A 14,534-nucleotide genomic window follows, 5' to 3' on the forward strand; every position below is an offset into this window, starting at 1 on the left:
GGTGCCGCGGGAGGCGGCGTGGATGCCCACGATGGCCTCGGTCAGCCAGGCGTTGCCTGGACCAGGCGCTTCGACGGCGGACGGTCCCTACGGGTGCAATACCCGGACTCTGAACATTGTTCAGGTGTCCGCCGAGTCCGGGGAGGGGTGGGCGGCCTGTGCGTCGTCCGTACCCGGGCCGCCCGACGCGGTCAGCTGAAGAACGGGTCGTCCACGAGGTGAACCCAGCCGCCGTCAGGCTGGCGGCGGAGGATCTCGGTGGTGGTGGAGACCACCGGCTCCGGTCCGACCCCGGTGAGGGTGGCGATGTTCGACACCAGGGCTACGTCGTCGGCCTGTCGGATCTCGCGCGGTTCGAGCCTGAGGCGGGCACCGCTGTCGACCATCTGCTGCATGGCTGTGCGGATGGCGTCCGTGCCCACCAGGTGGGTTCCGGGAGTGGGGACGAAGTGGGCGTTCGGCTCGTAGAGCGACACCAGACCCTCGACGTCACCGGCCTCCAGGTACTCCATGAACAAGGTCCCCACCTGCTGGGGCGTCTCGGCACGGCGCCGGGCGGTGACGCCGACCGGCTTGTCGCCCCAGCCGGCCGCGTCGATCAGGTCGTACCAGGTGGGGTAGGCGCCGTAGGGCAGGTGGCGGCGCAGCAGGTCGCCGATGAAGGTCGTCGGGGATGCCTTGTGGGGCTTGGCCACGGCCTGGGTGATGATGAGGTCACTGAACCCGTGGGCCAGGTTCTGACGCGGCAGCAGGGCGTGCACTTCGTCGGCGAGGCCGGCCGGAAGGCTCTCGCGCTGGATTCCGAGGATGTCGGTGGCGATACCCAAGTGGGCCAGCGCCACCTCCGTGCCCTTGCGCGGGGCGATGCCTTCCGTGGTGTGCAGAGCGATGGCGTCCCAGGCGACGGCGATACGGTCTTCCTCGACACCGTGCTCGCGCAGGAATGCCGCTGCGATGTCGGCGCCTTCGACTTCGAAACGCTCATCGCCGTTGCTGCCCTCCTCGCTCAGTCCCAGGTCGTGCAGGACGCAGCTGACGAACAGCAGTTCGTCGTCGTAGTCGGTACCGGCGCGCAGACCCTTGTTCTGGGCGTGGGCGCGGGCGAAGACGTAGCTGCGGACGCAGTGATCGTGAATGAAGGCAGGCGTGGCCTGTGCCGCGAAGGCGAATGTCTCCCGGGTGAGGCTCGTGTCGGGAAGGTCGAGCTGCTCGAAGACGGACAGGTGTGCGTCGGTGGTCATGATGTGTCTCCTTCTTTTGGGCCCCGGTCCGGGGCGGATCGGCACAGGGATGTGCGGTTGGAGTGCTGCGCTGACAGCTGGGCGAGGAACGCGTTGATGTGCGCGGCCACCTGGTCGGGCACCTTGAGGGGCGAGAGGTGGCCGGTGTCCTTGAGGACGGTCAGCGTGGCGGTCGGGATCAGCGGCAGCAGGTGGTCGGCGAGCACGGGAGCGGCCCACCACGTTCTGCGAAGTCATTGCCGGCTCCTCGTCCGCGGCCGGGGCTCTCGGACCACTCCACCGGTGTGTGGAGGCGGCTGCTCCGCGCTCGCTCTTCGATCCTGCTCCGGAACATCCCTTCCAGGCCACGGCTCATCTGCCAGCATCCGCATCTTTTGGGCCAGGCCGTGCAGATGAGCCCTTGCTTTCCGGTCACGCGACCAGCAGCCTGATCAGGGAATTTACCCAGAGAACATTCCTGGGTCGGGCCACAGAGGTTCCCTGGCCCTCCCCGCGACATTGGTATCGGACGTAATATTGCGGCCATGAAGAAGCACCGCGTCATGGTCCTGGCGGTCGACGGCGTGCTGCCCATGGATCTGGGGATCCCCACGCAGATCTTCAACGCCCGTCCGAACACGCCCTACGAGCTCACCGTGTGCGGCGACACCGAGGAGACCGTGACCACGAGCGCCGGCTTCACCCTCGGACTGACCGCGGGTCTCGAGGCGCTCGCCGAAGCGGACACGATCATCGTCCCGGGCTTCGAGGACTTCCGGCGCCCTCCGCGCCCACGGGTGAGGGCCGCTCTCAAGCTCGCCGGCCGTGCCGGGATACGCATCGCTTCCATCTGCACCGGCGCCTTCGCCGTCGCCTCGGCCGGACTGCTCGACGGCCGCATCGTCACCACCCACTGGGCCAAGGCGGATGACCTCGAAGAGCTCTACCCCCGGCTGCGCGTCGACCGCAACGTCCTCTACATCGACAACGACACCATCCTGACCTCCGCGGGCTTCACGGCCGGCATCGACCTGTGTCTGCACCTGGTCCGCAAAGACCTCGGCGCAGCCGTCGCGAACGACATCGCCAGGGACATCGTCGCCGCGCCACACCGTGACGGCGGACAGGCCCAGTACATCAACAGGACCCTCCCCACCCCCCAGGCCACCACGCTCGCCGACACCCGTGAATGGGCCCTGCTCCACCTCGAAGAAGATCTCACCATCCCCCACCTCGCCGACCATGCCGGCGTCTCCCCGCGCACCCTGACCCGCCTGTGGCGCCAGGAAACCGGCGTCAGCCCCCACCAATGGCTCCTGACCGCCCGCATCAACCGTGCGCGAGAACTCCTGGAGGCCACCGACCTCCAGGTGGAGCAGATCGCCGTCCGGTGCGGCCTCGGCAGCGGCGCCAACATGCGCGCCCGCTTCCGTGACACCGTCGGCAATACCCCCACGGCCTATCGCCGCACCTTCCAGCACCAGGCCGCTTGACGGCGAAGGCCGGACTACGCGCTCACGCAGTCCGTCGACCCAGGCGCGCGTCCGCCCCGGCAGTGTCCAGGGCAGGAAGACCGCCCCACGGCAGGGCGTCGAGAAAGCATCAGGCGGCGAAGGTGCGGCGGTAGTTCGATGGGCTGGTCCTGGTCATCGCGGTGAAGTGGATGCGCAGTGACTCCGCGGAGCCGAAGCCGCAACGGTGGGCGATGTCGTCGATGCCGAGGCGGGTGGTCTCGAGGAGTTCGCGGGCGCGGGCTACACGTTGCACGGCCACCCAGTTCATGACGCTCGTTCCGGTCACGGCCCGGAATCTGCGGCGCAGGGTTCGTGTGCTCATGTGGCTGTACCGGCTGACCGACTCCAGGGAGAGCGGCTCGTCGAGGTGTTCCAGGATCCAGGTGGTCACGTCGGTGATCTCCGAGTCGCCGCCGGGCGGGACGTGCTCGATGAACTGGGCCTGTCCTCCTTCGCGGTGGGGCGGACTGACCAGGAAGCGGGCCATCGTGTTCGCGGCGGCCTGACCATGGTCGAGCCGCAGGAGATGCAGGCACAGGTCGGTTCCGGCGAGGACACCCGCGGAGGTGAAGACGCCGGTGTCCTCGACGTAGAGCTCCGCTTCGCGGACCTGGACCGACGGGTGGCGGTCTCGCAGCAGGCCGGCCCAGCGCCAGTGGGTGGTGGCGCTGCGGCCGTCGAGAATCCCGGCCGCCGCCAGGGCGAAGGCGCCCGTGCAGATCGACACCATCCGGCTGCCCCGGTCGTACGCGTCACGCAGCCGTTCGACCAGCTCGGCGTCCGGGGACCCGGTGGGGTCCTGCACTCCGGCGACGATCACGGTGTCCGCCGTGTCCAGCCGGTCGAGCGGCTCGACCTCGCGGGGCACCAGCGAGTCTTCCGCGGGAACCGCACTCACCAGGGTCAGCTCGTAGGGGGCGCCGCCGGGCCAGCAGGCGGTCACCCAGTCCGGCCAGCGGCCGAACACCTGCTGGGGAACGGCCACGTCCAACAGGACGTAGCCCGGCTGCACCACCACTGCCACCTTGGCCGGATCCTTGGGATTAATGTCCATCTGGCCATCGTATCGGTGACCTCGGTCTTCCTAGGCTGGTCGCATCACGCCGATCGCGATTAGTGAGGAGATGTGCGACATGTACGTAGTCGTCGAGACGTGGACACCGAAGCCCGCGTTCTTCGCCGCCGACGAGAAGGCGCGCAACGACCTGTTCACGGGGATTCAGGAAGCCATGAAGCAGCTCGCGGACATCGGATTCGTGACGCTCGGCTGGGGCAGGGTGGAACCGGCCGCGCATTCCGCGTCCTATGAGTGGTTCGCGGTCTGGCAGGCCCCTTCGAGGGAAGTGGCCGACGTGTTCCTGAACGGTGTCCAGAGCTCCGGCTGGTACACCTACTTCGAGCAGACCAACGTCGTGGGCGAGCTGCGGCCGGCCGATGCGGTCATTGCCGAGCACCTGGCACTGGAGGCCGAGGCCAAGTGAACTCGCTCAAGCCGCTCGACAATCTGCCGGACGCCATCGGAGGGTGGCCGCGTACGGCGGCCACGGAGGCCGCCGTCGCCCTCGCCGCCGAGCACTCCCCGCAGTGGCTGCTCAACCACACTGTCCGCAGCTACTTCTACGCTCGCAGTATCGCCACCGCCAGGAACCTCGTCGCCGGGGCGGACTACGACGACGAGACACTCTTTCTCGCCACAGTGCTGCACGACATCGGTCTGACCGACGAGGGGCAGGGCCCGAACCGGTTCGAGGTGGACGGTGCGTTCCGGGCCGCTCGATTCGCCCGGGAGCACGGACTGTCCGATGCCGCCGCCGACCAGATCTGGGACGCGGTGGCGCTGCACACCTCGCCGGGGATCGCGCCCCACAAACATGTGGTCGGCGCGCTCGCGCATTTCGGCATCGGTGCCGACATGTTCGCCTTCGGTGTCGAGGAAGTGGACCGGGCGGTACTGGACGCGGCACACGAGGCGTTTCCCTATCTGGATCTGCGGAACAACATCCACGCGCAGCTGGTCCACCAGATCGACGAACAGCCGTCGAAGTGGGCACCCGTGTCGTTCGTCGACATCGTGTACCGCAAGCACCGGCCGGACAACCCGTTCCCCGGACTGGACGACCTGATCGCCGCCCCGGTACGCCCGGAGTAACGACATCTCGCGGTGGCTGCGGTCGCGGATACCGTGGCCGTTTACCGGCGGGCAGCTGTGACGAAGAAGATGCGGAGCCGGGCACCCCGTGTGCCCGGCTCCGCGCCTGTGTCGACATGGCATCGCGTCCCGGGCCATTGAGAGTTGGCATCCCGGCCTCAAGGCGCAGGAAGCTCGTCGCCGGTGTGGTCAGCCGCAACTGCGATCATTGGCGGATGGCTGGTATGGGAAGCCCGGATGTTGTCGACGTCAGCTATGACAACCCGGATCAGCCCCGGCTGGGGCTGGAGGTTCTGTCCTTCGCGACGCTGCGTGAGCGGCTGCTGCCGTCTGTCGCGGCGGCGCCCAGTCGTCCGGACTTCCATCAGCTGACCCTGGTCACCCGCGGCGAGGGTACCGCGTTGATCGACTTTGTGGACTACCCGTGCGCTCCGGGGACTCTGCTGCATTTGCGGCCTGGTCAGGTGCAGCGTTTCCCCGCGGATCCTCAGGGGAGCATGGCGGATCTCGATGCGACCTTGGTGGTGTTCACGCCTGCCTTTCCGCCGCCGGTGCCTGCCACCTCGGCCGTCATCGACGAGGGGCTCAGTCCTGCCGCTTTCTCACTGTCCGCGGTGGAGTACCGGGCCGTGTCGGTGGCGGTGGCCGAGATAGCGGCGGAATACGCCACGCTGGCCGGGCAGGACGCCTCGCAGGCGGAACTCACTGTGGAGCTGCTGCGGCAGCTTCTTGCTGCGCTGCTGGTACGCATGGCCCGGCTGCCGCATCCGGGTGAATGGAGTCCTGCGGCGGGGGGCGAGGTGTTCCGGGTCTTCCGTGGCGAGCTGGAACGCGCGTTCACTACGAGGCGCCGTGCTGCCGAGTATGCCGCGCACCTCGGTTACTCGCCGCGGACGCTTACGCGGGCCTGTCTGGCCGCTACGGGCCGTACCGCGAAGGATCTCATCGACGACCGTGTGGCCCTGGAGGCCAAGCGGCTGCTGGTGCATACCGGCCTTCCTGTCGCGTCCGTCGGGCGCATGCTGGGCTTCACGGAGCCCACCAACTTCGGGAAGTTCTTCGAGCGGACGGTGGGTGCCACTCCCGGGGCGTTCCGCGCCACGCAGCGCTGACAGCCCCGGCCGCTCGGACAGCCAGAGACAGCTGGACCGTGGAGCGGAGACTGCGCCGAGCCCGGGCTCTTTGAGGCGCACGCCTTGAGCGGATCGGCGAGTCCATTTCCGACCATGGCACGTCGCTTGCACACCTCGCCTGCGCAGCGCGCATCGCGCATTGTTTAAGCACGCAGTCAGCGCGTTATCCGCTTCCGGTCGAGTCTCTGACTGCCTGGTGAGGCCGGGAGGAAGGGAGAAAACAACCATGCCGTACGCAGACGTCAACGGGGCCCGCCTCTACTTCGAGGACAGTGGTGGTGAGGGTCCGGTCGTGGTCTTCAGCCACGGCAACCTCATGGACCGTGACATGTGGGTGCATCAGGTCGGGGTGCTGGCCGGGGACTTTCGGGTGGTCGTGTGGGACGAGCGGCTGCACGGCCGGACCGAGGACGACGGTAAGACCTACACCTACTGGGACTCGGCCGCCGACTTGATCGGGCTGCTGGATCACCTGGGCGTGCAACAGGCGGCGCTGGTGGGGCATTCGCAGGGCGGTTTCCTGTCGATGCGGGCCGCTTTGCTGGCACCTGAGCGGGTCAAGGCCCTGGTGCTGATCGACACGACGTCGGTCTCCTGGCCGTCTGAGGCGCTGGCGCAGATGCGTGGTGTGTCGGAGGGATTCCGCGGTGCGGGTCCGCAGGCGGTGGCCCCGGTATTGCTGGGGATGCTGCTGGGACAGCCCGCGATCCACGATCGGTGGCTGGCGAAGTGGAGGGCGCAGCCGCGTGAGCGGCTCGCCGACGCGGTGCAGGTGTTGATGGGGGCGGATGACATCACCGGCCGGCTCGGTGAGATCACGGTGCCCGCTCTGGTCGTCCATGGCGACGCGGACCAGCCGATCCCATACCCGTTGGGCCAGAAACTGGCCGGGGAGATCCCCGGTGCCCAGGAGCTGGTCACCGTGACCGGGGCCGGACACACGCCGAACCTCACTCATCCCGACCAGGTCAACCCGGCGTTGGCCGGCTTCCTTCGCCGGTACGCCTGACGGCCCCACACCCCCGTGCGTGGCACCTGCGGCAGCCGTCAGCACGGCGCTGCTGCCCGCGGAGCGTCCTGGCGGACCTACGCACGCGGGTCCCAGCACCCGCCGTTTCAACGATCTTGCGCAACATCCCATTCTGAAAGGAACGACCATGTCGACTCCCATCACCGACCCGGCGCAGCTCCCCCCGGCCTTCGAGAAGGCCATGAACTCCGGGAATCTCGACGAGGTCCTGAGCCTGCTCGCGCCCGGTGCCGTCATGCGTACCGTCACCGGTGAGACCGTCACCGGTCAGGCGCTGCGCGACTACACGGCCGGGTCGATCGCCGGCAAGGCCCAGCTGTCCAACGGCCCGTCGCGCATCATCGCCGGCGACGACATCGCGTTCATCAGCGAGGAGTGGACCCTCGAGATCACCGGTCCCGACGGCAACCGGAAGAAGGCCACCGGCACCACGGCCAATGTCGCCCGCCGTGGTCAGGACGGCACCTGGCGCATGGCCATCCTCAACCCCCTCGGCACCGCCGCCTAAGCGTCCGTGGAGGGCCGGGCTCCCCGGCCGCCCGGCCACCCCCTTGGTCTTCCTCCACCACCGGGGTGGCTCGGTGACACGGGTGTGACCCGTGCGCGACGGCCTTGCGGGCGGCAAGGTCCCGCCCTTCGTGTGTGCGGGCCCGGCTTGTGGTGGGCGGAGGCGGCAGGCGCCGGGTTCCGGGCCGGAGGGCGTTCGGGACGCGGGCGGCTCAGGGTCGTATCTGCGGCGGGTGGGTGCCTCCCACCACGGCCAGGTCCTCGAAGCGGATCTCCTCGCCGCAGGCCGCGCAGTCCGCTCGGGTGTGCAGGACGGCACCGCATCGGTGCTGGAACTCCGCTGTGGCGATGCCGTCCCGGCAGTACGTGTCGCCCCACTCCTTGAGGGCGGCGAGTACGGGCAGCAGGGCCCGGCCCGCCTCCGTGAGGACGTATTCGTCGCGCGGCGGATGCTCGCTGTAGCGCCGCCGTTCCAAGACGCCGGCCGTCTCCAGCCGACGCAGCCGTGTGGACAGCAGCGTCCGGGAGAGCCCGACGGCGTCGGCGATCTCGGAGAAGCGCCGGTTGCCGTACAGCAGCTCGCGCACGATCAGCAGCGAGTGGCGTTCACCGACGACGGCTACCGCGTCGGCCACGGAACAGACACGGGGTGTCGGTGCAGATTCAGTACTCACTGTGCTAGGTTAACGTCACCAGTGAGTACATTTTCTGTACCCACTCCTGTGTGACAGCCAAGCCCCGCTTATGAACGACAAGAGGCGAACGCCATGAGCAACGAAGCCAACAAGCAGGTCGTCCGCGCGGCCATCGACGACACCACCGGCCGCAAGAACCAGGTGCACCGGGTGCTGGCACAGGGCGACTTCGTCGTGACGCACGCCACGACCACGTTCCCCGACGGCGGCCAGGCCGCAGCCTTCGACCTCTGGCAGATCACGGAAGGGCAGATCACCGGCCACTGGGGTGGCCAGGAGCCGCTCGTGGAACGGACGGCCAACGGTCACACCCAGGTCGACGGCGTCGCCGTCATCGACACGGCGGCCGACACGGACGCCACACGCAGGGTGACGGAAGAGACGGTGCGCACGATTCTGGTCGACAACGACTTCTCCGACCTGGACCACTACCTGGCGGGCGAGTCCTACACCCAGCACAATCCCCGCTTCGCCGACGGCATCAGCGGACTGGCGGCCGCACTGGGGGAGTTGGCGAAGTCCGGCCAGTCCCTCAAGTACTCCGACGTCCTGGACGTCGTCGCGGAGGGGAACTTCGCCTACGTCCGTTCGGTGGGCGTCTTCGCGGGCGCCGACTTCTTGTTCCACGACCTGTTCCGGGTGGCGGACGGGCGAGCCGTCGAGCACTGGGACGTCATTGCCCCGAGGTGAGAGGGGCGGCCGGGCTGTCCGGCCCGATCAAGGTGCCACCAGGCAACCACCACACGGAAAAGAGCGTGGCAGAGATGGTCTCCCAGACCGATCTGGCGTACGAAGTCTTCATCTCCGACCCGATCCCCACCAGCGTCACGGATCCCATCCCCAACGGAGAGCTGTTCTCCTGGTCGCCGATGTCGACCACACTGATCTACGGGGAGAAGAACGCGGTGCTGGTCGATCCGCCGCTGACGATCGAGCAGGCCCGGAGGGTGGGTGACTGGGTCGAACAGTCGGGCAAGCACCTTGAACACATCTTCATCACGCACGGCCACGGTGACCATTGGTTCGGCTCCGGCCCTCTGGTCGAGCGCTTCCCCGGCGCCGTGGTACTCGCCGGCGAGGACAGCATCCGTCTCATGCGGCAGCAGAGCTCGGCGGAATTCAGAAAGGCCCAGTGGGACAACCTGTTCCCCGGTCAGATCCCGCCGACTCCCGTGCTCGCACAGCCCGTACCACCGCAAGGATTTCTTCTGGAGGGCAACGTTCTGCGCTCCGTCGAAGTCGGGCACAGCGATACCGACGGCACCACCGTGCTGCACGTTCCCTCGATCGGGCTCGTCGTCGCCGGCGATGTCGTTTACAACGGCGTGCACGCGTACCTCTCCGAATCTGCGGACGGCGGGCGTGCACAGTGGCTTCAGGCGCTCGACGCGGTCGGGCGTCTCGCGCCGCGCCACGTCGTCTGCGGGCACAAGAACAAGGCACTTCCGGACAGTCCGGCCACCATCGAGGAAACCCGGCAGTACATCCGTGACGCGGACCGGCTCCTGAAGGAGGCAACGAGCCGGATCGAATTCTTCGATGCCCTGTGCTCCCTCCATCCCGAACGCCTCAACCAGGCGGTCGTGTGGCTCACGGCCACCGCGCTCATGGACGCCCAGAGCTGAACCTGGGACCAGCTTCGGCCGCAGCGCGATGAGGGGTGCCCCGTAGCTGTGTTGCGCCACTGCCGTCAGTACGCCGACGCCAGGCGTCGGGCCTGAGACGTCGGGTGCTGAAGGGGATCTTCAGGACGTTCAGCGGATCTTCAGCGGGCAGGGTCGAGGGTTGCCTCGTTCTCGATCCCGGGGGGAACGGGGCCGGACATGTGCTGCCGGTATCCCTGCCTCCCCTCATCTGTGTAGGAGTTGATCGCATGAAGGTGCGTAGCAACAGCATCTTGCGTCGTCGGGGTGCCGTGATGGCCGGCGCACTGGCCGTACTGCTCGCCTCGGGCGGGGTTGCCGCTGCGGCCTCGACCGGCAGCGGTACCGCCGAGCATGACGGCGTCACGGTGTCCGAGGCGCCCGGCAACCCGCACCCGCACCACATCAAGCCGGGCACGGCCAAGAAGGTGCGCGACCTCACGGTCGTCGAGGGTGGCCCCGTCACGGGCGAGGAGCCGTCCCTCGTCGAGGTGCCCGGCGCGCAGCCGAAGGGCTGGGATCTCGGCGAGGCCACGCCGGTGAAGGACGCCCCGGTCGTCGTCGGCGGCGAAGGCAACACCACACTGCGCTAGGGCCTGTCTGACAATTCCCGTCGTCGCCCGGAGGGCGGCCTCGCGGCGTCAGGTGCGTGCTCTCGGCGTGCCGGGCGTAGGCCCTCGTACTGGACGTACTTGGGTCTGCGCCCGGTGCGGCGAGAGTGCGTGCATGGCGTCGCGAGGCAGACGGGCATTGTCAGACAGGCCCTAGCCGCACAGCGACGGGGCAGAGGTGGGGCTGCCGCGCCGCAACCACAAAACGCCCGGCCGGAGACGTCCGGCCGGGCGTTCGACGTGTCGCGACTCCGCTCGAAGGCCCCTCCTTCTCCCCGGAGTGGATCGCCGGGAAGTCGGATTCTGACCATGGAGAGTCGTCTGCGTACCCGGCAACGACGGGCTTCTGAACATAGTTTTGACGGCATCGGCCCGGCCGATGCAGGGGGCCGGGTGACGGATTTCGGAAAGGACGAAGCGCGATGAGTTCTGTGGAGCGCATTCGGCTGACCTATGCCTTCGACGCCTACTGCGGCTGGTGCTACGGCTTCGGACCCGCCTTGCACGAGTTCGCCACCGCCAACGCGGACCGGATCGAGCTGCGAGTGCTGTCCGGCGGTCTGTTCACCGGCTCGCGCGCACTTCCGGTGTCGTCCTACCCGCACATCCCCGGCGCCAACGAGCGCATCACGCAGCTGACCGGTGTCACTTTCGGCGACGGTTACCTGGCCGCGCTGGCGGACGGAAACGTGGTGATGGACTCCGCCGATGCCGCCGCCGGCCTGGTCGCGCTGCGCAGCCGGCCAGGTGTGAACGCCCTGGACGCGGCGGCCGCGATGCAGCGTGCTTGGTACCGTGACGGCCGCAGCCTGTCCGCTGCCGGAGTGTACCGGGAGCTCGCGGCCGAGCTGGGTGTGGACGCCGAGGCGGTGGCGGCCGCGTTCGCTTCGCCCGCCGCCCGTGCCGAGGCGGAGGCCGACTTCCTCAAGGTGCGCCGTCTGGGCGTCGATGCCTACCCGACGCTGCTGCTGCACACCGCCCACGGCATCGACCGTCTGGGCGGCCCGGTCGCCTCGGCCGGCGCGCTCACCCATGCCCTGGACCAGCACGTGGACGCCACCACGGCCGTCTGAAGCCACCTTCACACAACCCCTCGAAGGGCGTGCACCCATGTCCAGCCTGACGTATTGCGTTCACACGGCCGGCGACACCGGCCTGAACAAGTCGTCCGTCCTCGTCACGGGCGAGCGCGAAGCACTCCTGGTCGACGGCCAGTTCACGCTCGCCGAGCAGCACCGGGTCCTGGCGGACGTCATCGACAGCGGCAAGGAGCTGACCACCGTCGTGGTCACCACCGCCGACCCCGACTACTACTTCGGCCTCGAAGTGATCCGCCAGGCGTTCCCGCAGGTGCGGATCGTCGCCACCGCCACCACCGCGGCGCGGATCAGGAGCAGTTGGCAGGGCAAGCTCAAGACCTGGGCACACCTGGGCAGGAACCTGCCCACCGAGGTGATCGTCCCGGAGGTGCTGCAAGGAGACCACGTCAGCATCGAGGGCCACGACTTCGAACTGCGCGGCGGCCACCCCGACCTGGTCTGGCGCACCCAGTACCTGTGGCAGCCCGAGGACCGCGCGGTGGTGGGCGGGGTCCTGCTCTTCGCCGGTCTGCATGTGTGGACCGCCGACACCCCCACACCGCGTGAGCGGCACGCCTGGGCCGGGACGCTCGCCGAGATGGAGCTGCTCGCCCCGCGGCTCGTGGTCGCCGGCCACCGTTGCGCCGACTCCGCCACCGACGCTTCGGTGATCGGCTTCACCCGCAGCTACCTCGCCGGGTTCGAGGAGGAACTGGCCAAGCACCCCAACGACTCCGAGGCTCTGAAGTCCGCGATGCTCCGGCGTCACCCAGACCTGGGCCTGGCGGTGGCTCTGGACCTGGGCACCAAGGTCGCCACCGGCGAGATGAGCTGGGGCTGACCCGTACTCACGACGGGCCCGTGCGCCCGGTGGTGGGCCACCGTGACCACCACCCGGCGCACGACCGCCGCGGAGTCCGTCCTGACCGGCGTTTTCCCCAACCGCCGACGGCGTACATAGCCCGGATCTCTGTCTCTTGGTCACGCTCGCGGGAGCGGCGCTCATCGCCCAGGTCGCCTGACGTCGGGCGTTTCGCTTCCGGCGTCCTGCGAGGAGCGGCCGCGGACGGTCGCGCGGAAGGCGATCGGAGACTGGCCGGTGCGCTGGTGGAAGAACTTGCTGAAGTTGGTGGCGCTGCTGAAGCCCAGCTGCGCCGCGACACGGGCGGCCGATTGATCGCCGTGCGCCAGGAGGCGCTTGGCTTCCAGGACGACCCGCTGGTCGATGAACTCCTTCGCCCCCACTCCGGCTCCGGTCAGCGCGGCCCTGGACAGGGTGCGGGGTGAGTAGCCCAGGGCTCGGGCGTAGTCCTCCAGGCGGCGGGTGCGGGTGAAGTCGCGTTCGACCGCGTCACGGAAGTGCAGGAATGTCTCCCCCGGGTCCGGTGCCGGGCTGCCGACGGGCGCGGTGCGCTGCGAAAGGCGCAGCACGAGGACTGCCAGCAGGTGGCGCAACACCGCCACGTGCGCTTCCAGGGAGATGCCGCGCAACGCCTGGAACTCCAGCGCCAGATGGTCCACGGCCGTCTCCAGTGCGTGACGGTCCTCGGGCCCGGGGACCTGGAGCGCGGGGGCGTACGGATCGTCCATCCGCGCTGCGGCCACGGTGGCCGGATCCAGGAAGTCGCCCTCGAAGAGGACCAGTGTGCCCTCGGCGTCGTCCAGATCACCCCACTGCTGCACCTGACCGGGCCGGGTCCAGAGCCAGGAGCCCGGTTCGAGGGCGTAGCCGGTGAAATCCACCGTGTGCCACAACGAGCCGCTGGAGAGGGTGATCAGGTGGTGGAACGTGGGCCGCTGCGGTGCCTGCAGCCGTCCTTGGCCCATGTGGACGGAGGCCCGCTCCCGCAGGTCGGCCAGAGAGATGATTTCGATGCCGGCAGGTGTGCCGACGGCGGGAGCGAAGCTGATGTCCGTGATCTCCCGCGATGTGCCCTGTCGTTTTCTCACCGTCACCAGTAGCCACCATCACGCAGGGAACCTGGCCGACGCCAGCGTAACCGGAGTGGCCGCCACACCCAAGTGTCGGATTTTCACCATGATCTGTCAGCCTCCCACCCGGTTCACCTGCGAGGACGCCAATAAGTTGAATCTCGAAGCTTTCGTTTTCGAGCGTAGGAGGTACTTGTGACTTCGCCCATCGTGTCCATCGCCTATCACTCCGGCTACGGCCACACCGCCGTCATTGCCGAGGCCGTCCAGCGTGGCGCCAAGGAAGCCGGCGCCGTCGTGAACCTGATCGCCGTCGGTGAGATCACCGACGCCCAGTGGAGGCAGCTGGACGCCTCGGACGCGATCATCTTCGGTTCCCCCACCTACATGGGAACCGCTGCCACCGCCTTCCACGGCTTCGCGGAGGCCAGTTCCGAGCGTTGGTTCGGGCAGGCCTGGAAGGACAAGCTGGCGGCCGGATTCACCAACTCGGCCTCCAAGGCGGGCGACAAGCAGTCGACTCTCCAGTACTTCGCGACGCTGGCGTCGCAGCACGGTATGCACTGGATCGCGCTCGGTCTGCCGGGTGGCTGGAACTCGTCCAAGGGGAGCGAGAACGATCTCAACAGGCTGGGCTTCTTCCTCGGTGCCGCCGCTCAGTCCAACGCGGATCAGGGGACCGAGGGAGTGACGGCCAGCGACATCGCCACCGCCGAGGCGCTGGGGCGTCGCGTCGCGGATGCCGCCGCCACATGGGTGGCCGGCCGCGCCGCACGCGCCGCCTGATCGCGGGCCCTCGCCCCGGTTGCCGGGCGGGTTTCCGCACGGCGCCGGGGCGGGCGGCAGATCCTTGGCCGGGTTGCCGACCATGCGAGTCGAGGGGGTCTCCTGCAAAGCGGAGCCGACGGGCGGGGGCAGGTCATTTCCGGCCCCGCACCACGAGGAGCCCACACCTGAGACGCTTCCCTACCGGTGCGCTGACGACCGGAGCGTCGTTCGCCGCCGCTCTGCCCGTCACCGT

At 68.6% G+C, this 14,534-nt stretch carries 17 protein-coding genes; 12 read left to right on the forward strand and 5 right to left on the reverse strand.

Annotated elements, in window-relative coordinates:
• Positions 1–191: 191 nt before the first annotated feature.
• Positions 192–1,241, reverse strand: coding sequence for an SgcJ/EcaC family oxidoreductase (locus tag SSP29_RS49225; protein ID WP_089107552.1), 1,050 nt, complete (start codon positions 1,239–1,241; stop codon positions 192–194).
• Positions 1,238–1,447, reverse strand: a complete 210-nt coding sequence (locus tag SSP29_RS60770) for an alpha/beta fold hydrolase (RefSeq protein WP_089107553.1) — start codon at positions 1,445–1,447, stop codon at positions 1,238–1,240. The genes SSP29_RS49225 and SSP29_RS60770 overlap by 4 nt, the downstream gene beginning before the upstream one ends.
• Before the next feature lie 318 nt (positions 1,448–1,765).
• On the opposite strand from SSP29_RS60770, the gene SSP29_RS49235 reads away from it, so the two are divergent.
• On the forward strand, positions 1,766–2,713 hold the full coding sequence (locus tag SSP29_RS49235; protein WP_089107554.1) for a GlxA family transcriptional regulator: 948 nt from the start codon (positions 1,766–1,768) through the stop codon (positions 2,711–2,713).
• A 109-nt stretch (positions 2,714–2,822) separates the two neighbouring features.
• On the opposite strand, the gene SSP29_RS49240 is transcribed toward SSP29_RS49235, so the two are convergent.
• Positions 2,823–3,788: a GlxA family transcriptional regulator gene (locus SSP29_RS49240; protein WP_089107555.1), complete on the reverse strand. Its 966-nt coding sequence runs from the start codon at positions 3,786–3,788 to the stop codon at positions 2,823–2,825.
• A 79-nt stretch (positions 3,789–3,867) separates the two neighbouring features.
• On the opposite strand from SSP29_RS49240, the gene SSP29_RS59015 reads away from it, so the two are divergent.
• The 5 genes from SSP29_RS59015 (at position 3,868) to SSP29_RS49260 (ending at position 7,554) form a co-directional block, all read left to right on the forward strand.
• Positions 3,868–4,215: a DUF6616 family protein gene (locus SSP29_RS59015; RefSeq protein ID WP_167450198.1), complete on the forward strand. Its 348-nt coding sequence runs from the start codon at positions 3,868–3,870 to the stop codon at positions 4,213–4,215.
• Positions 4,212–4,883: an HD domain-containing protein gene (locus tag SSP29_RS49245; RefSeq protein WP_167450199.1), complete on the forward strand. Its 672-nt coding sequence runs from the start codon at positions 4,212–4,214 to the stop codon at positions 4,881–4,883. The genes SSP29_RS59015 and SSP29_RS49245 overlap by 4 nt, the downstream gene beginning before the upstream one ends.
• Positions 4,884–5,098: 215 nt before the next feature.
• Positions 5,099–5,995, forward strand: coding sequence for a helix-turn-helix transcriptional regulator (locus tag SSP29_RS49250; protein WP_145969076.1), 897 nt, complete (start codon positions 5,099–5,101; stop codon positions 5,993–5,995).
• 313 nt (positions 5,996–6,308) lie between these two features.
• Positions 6,309–7,025: an alpha/beta fold hydrolase gene (locus SSP29_RS49255; protein WP_167450200.1), complete on the forward strand. Its 717-nt coding sequence runs from the start codon at positions 6,309–6,311 to the stop codon at positions 7,023–7,025.
• Between the two features lie 148 nt (positions 7,026–7,173).
• Entirely contained in the window at positions 7,174–7,554 is a 381-nt protein-coding gene (locus SSP29_RS49260) for a YybH family protein (protein ID WP_089107559.1), read from the forward strand.
• 211 nt (positions 7,555–7,765) lie between these two features.
• Here SSP29_RS49260 and SSP29_RS49265 read toward each other — a convergent pair whose 3' ends face one another.
• Positions 7,766–8,188 (reverse strand): winged helix-turn-helix transcriptional regulator, encoded by a 423-nt coding sequence (locus SSP29_RS49265; RefSeq protein ID WP_245883580.1) that lies wholly within the window; start codon positions 8,186–8,188, stop codon positions 7,766–7,768.
• A 132-nt stretch (positions 8,189–8,320) separates the two neighbouring features.
• Here SSP29_RS49265 and SSP29_RS49270 point away from each other — a divergent pair, with 132 nt between their 5' ends.
• From SSP29_RS49270 to SSP29_RS49290, 5 genes are all read left to right on the forward strand, one after another.
• Positions 8,321–8,938 (forward strand): nuclear transport factor 2 family protein, encoded by a 618-nt coding sequence (locus tag SSP29_RS49270; protein WP_089107561.1) that lies wholly within the window; start codon positions 8,321–8,323, stop codon positions 8,936–8,938.
• A 74-nt stretch (positions 8,939–9,012) separates the two neighbouring features.
• Positions 9,013–9,873, forward strand: coding sequence for an MBL fold metallo-hydrolase (locus tag SSP29_RS49275; protein ID WP_245883585.1), 861 nt, complete (start codon positions 9,013–9,015; stop codon positions 9,871–9,873).
• 248 nt (positions 9,874–10,121) lie between these two features.
• The gene (locus SSP29_RS52780) at positions 10,122–10,484 is read left to right on the forward strand and encodes a hypothetical protein (RefSeq protein WP_145969077.1); all 363 of its coding nucleotides are present in this window, start codon (positions 10,122–10,124) and stop codon (positions 10,482–10,484) included.
• 440 nt (positions 10,485–10,924) lie between these two features.
• Positions 10,925–11,575, forward strand: a complete 651-nt coding sequence (locus SSP29_RS49285) for a DsbA family protein (protein WP_150136452.1) — start codon at positions 10,925–10,927, stop codon at positions 11,573–11,575.
• 37 nt (positions 11,576–11,612) lie between these two features.
• The gene (locus tag SSP29_RS49290; protein WP_089107563.1) at positions 11,613–12,422 is read left to right on the forward strand and encodes an MBL fold metallo-hydrolase; all 810 of its coding nucleotides are present in this window, start codon (positions 11,613–11,615) and stop codon (positions 12,420–12,422) included.
• A gap of 161 nt (positions 12,423–12,583) precedes the next feature.
• Here the strand turns inward: SSP29_RS49290 and SSP29_RS49295 are convergent, their stop codons facing one another.
• Entirely contained in the window at positions 12,584–13,537 is a 954-nt protein-coding gene (locus SSP29_RS49295) for a helix-turn-helix domain-containing protein (protein WP_089107564.1), read from the reverse strand.
• 171 nt (positions 13,538–13,708) lie between these two features.
• Here SSP29_RS49295 and SSP29_RS49300 point away from each other — a divergent pair, with 171 nt between their 5' ends.
• A complete protein-coding gene (locus tag SSP29_RS49300; RefSeq protein WP_089107565.1) occupies positions 13,709–14,299 on the forward strand; it encodes a flavodoxin family protein in 591 nt (196 codons plus the stop codon).
• Positions 14,300–14,534: the final 235 nt, after the last annotated feature.

Origin of the sequence: Streptomyces hyaluromycini (genome assembly GCF_002217755.1) — a bacterium.
Classification (GTDB): domain Bacteria; phylum Actinomycetota; class Actinomycetes; order Streptomycetales; family Streptomycetaceae; genus Streptomyces; species Streptomyces hyaluromycini.

Coding starts and splice junctions, on each gene's coding strand:
- SSP29_RS52780 (WP_145969077.1), top strand. CDS start 10,122: ATGAAGGTGCGTAGCAACAGCATCTTGCGTCGTCGGGGTGCCGTGATG.
- SSP29_RS49270 (WP_089107561.1), top strand. CDS start 8,321: ATGAGCAACGAAGCCAACAAGCAGGTCGTCCGCGCGGCCATCGACGAC.
- SSP29_RS49275 (WP_245883585.1), top strand. CDS start 9,013: ATGGTCTCCCAGACCGATCTGGCGTACGAAGTCTTCATCTCCGACCCG.
- SSP29_RS49285 (WP_150136452.1), top strand. CDS start 10,925: ATGAGTTCTGTGGAGCGCATTCGGCTGACCTATGCCTTCGACGCCTAC.
- SSP29_RS49225 (WP_089107552.1), bottom strand. CDS start 1,241: ATGACCACCGACGCACACCTGTCCGTCTTCGAGCAGCTCGACCTTCCC.
- SSP29_RS49240 (WP_089107555.1), bottom strand. CDS start 3,788: ATGGACATTAATCCCAAGGATCCGGCCAAGGTGGCAGTGGTGGTGCAG.
- SSP29_RS49235 (WP_089107554.1), top strand. CDS start 1,766: ATGAAGAAGCACCGCGTCATGGTCCTGGCGGTCGACGGCGTGCTGCCC.
- SSP29_RS49290 (WP_089107563.1), top strand. CDS start 11,613: ATGTCCAGCCTGACGTATTGCGTTCACACGGCCGGCGACACCGGCCTG.
- SSP29_RS59015 (WP_167450198.1), top strand. CDS start 3,868: ATGTACGTAGTCGTCGAGACGTGGACACCGAAGCCCGCGTTCTTCGCC.
- SSP29_RS49260 (WP_089107559.1), top strand. CDS start 7,174: ATGTCGACTCCCATCACCGACCCGGCGCAGCTCCCCCCGGCCTTCGAG.
- SSP29_RS49250 (WP_145969076.1), top strand. CDS start 5,099: ATGGCTGGTATGGGAAGCCCGGATGTTGTCGACGTCAGCTATGACAAC.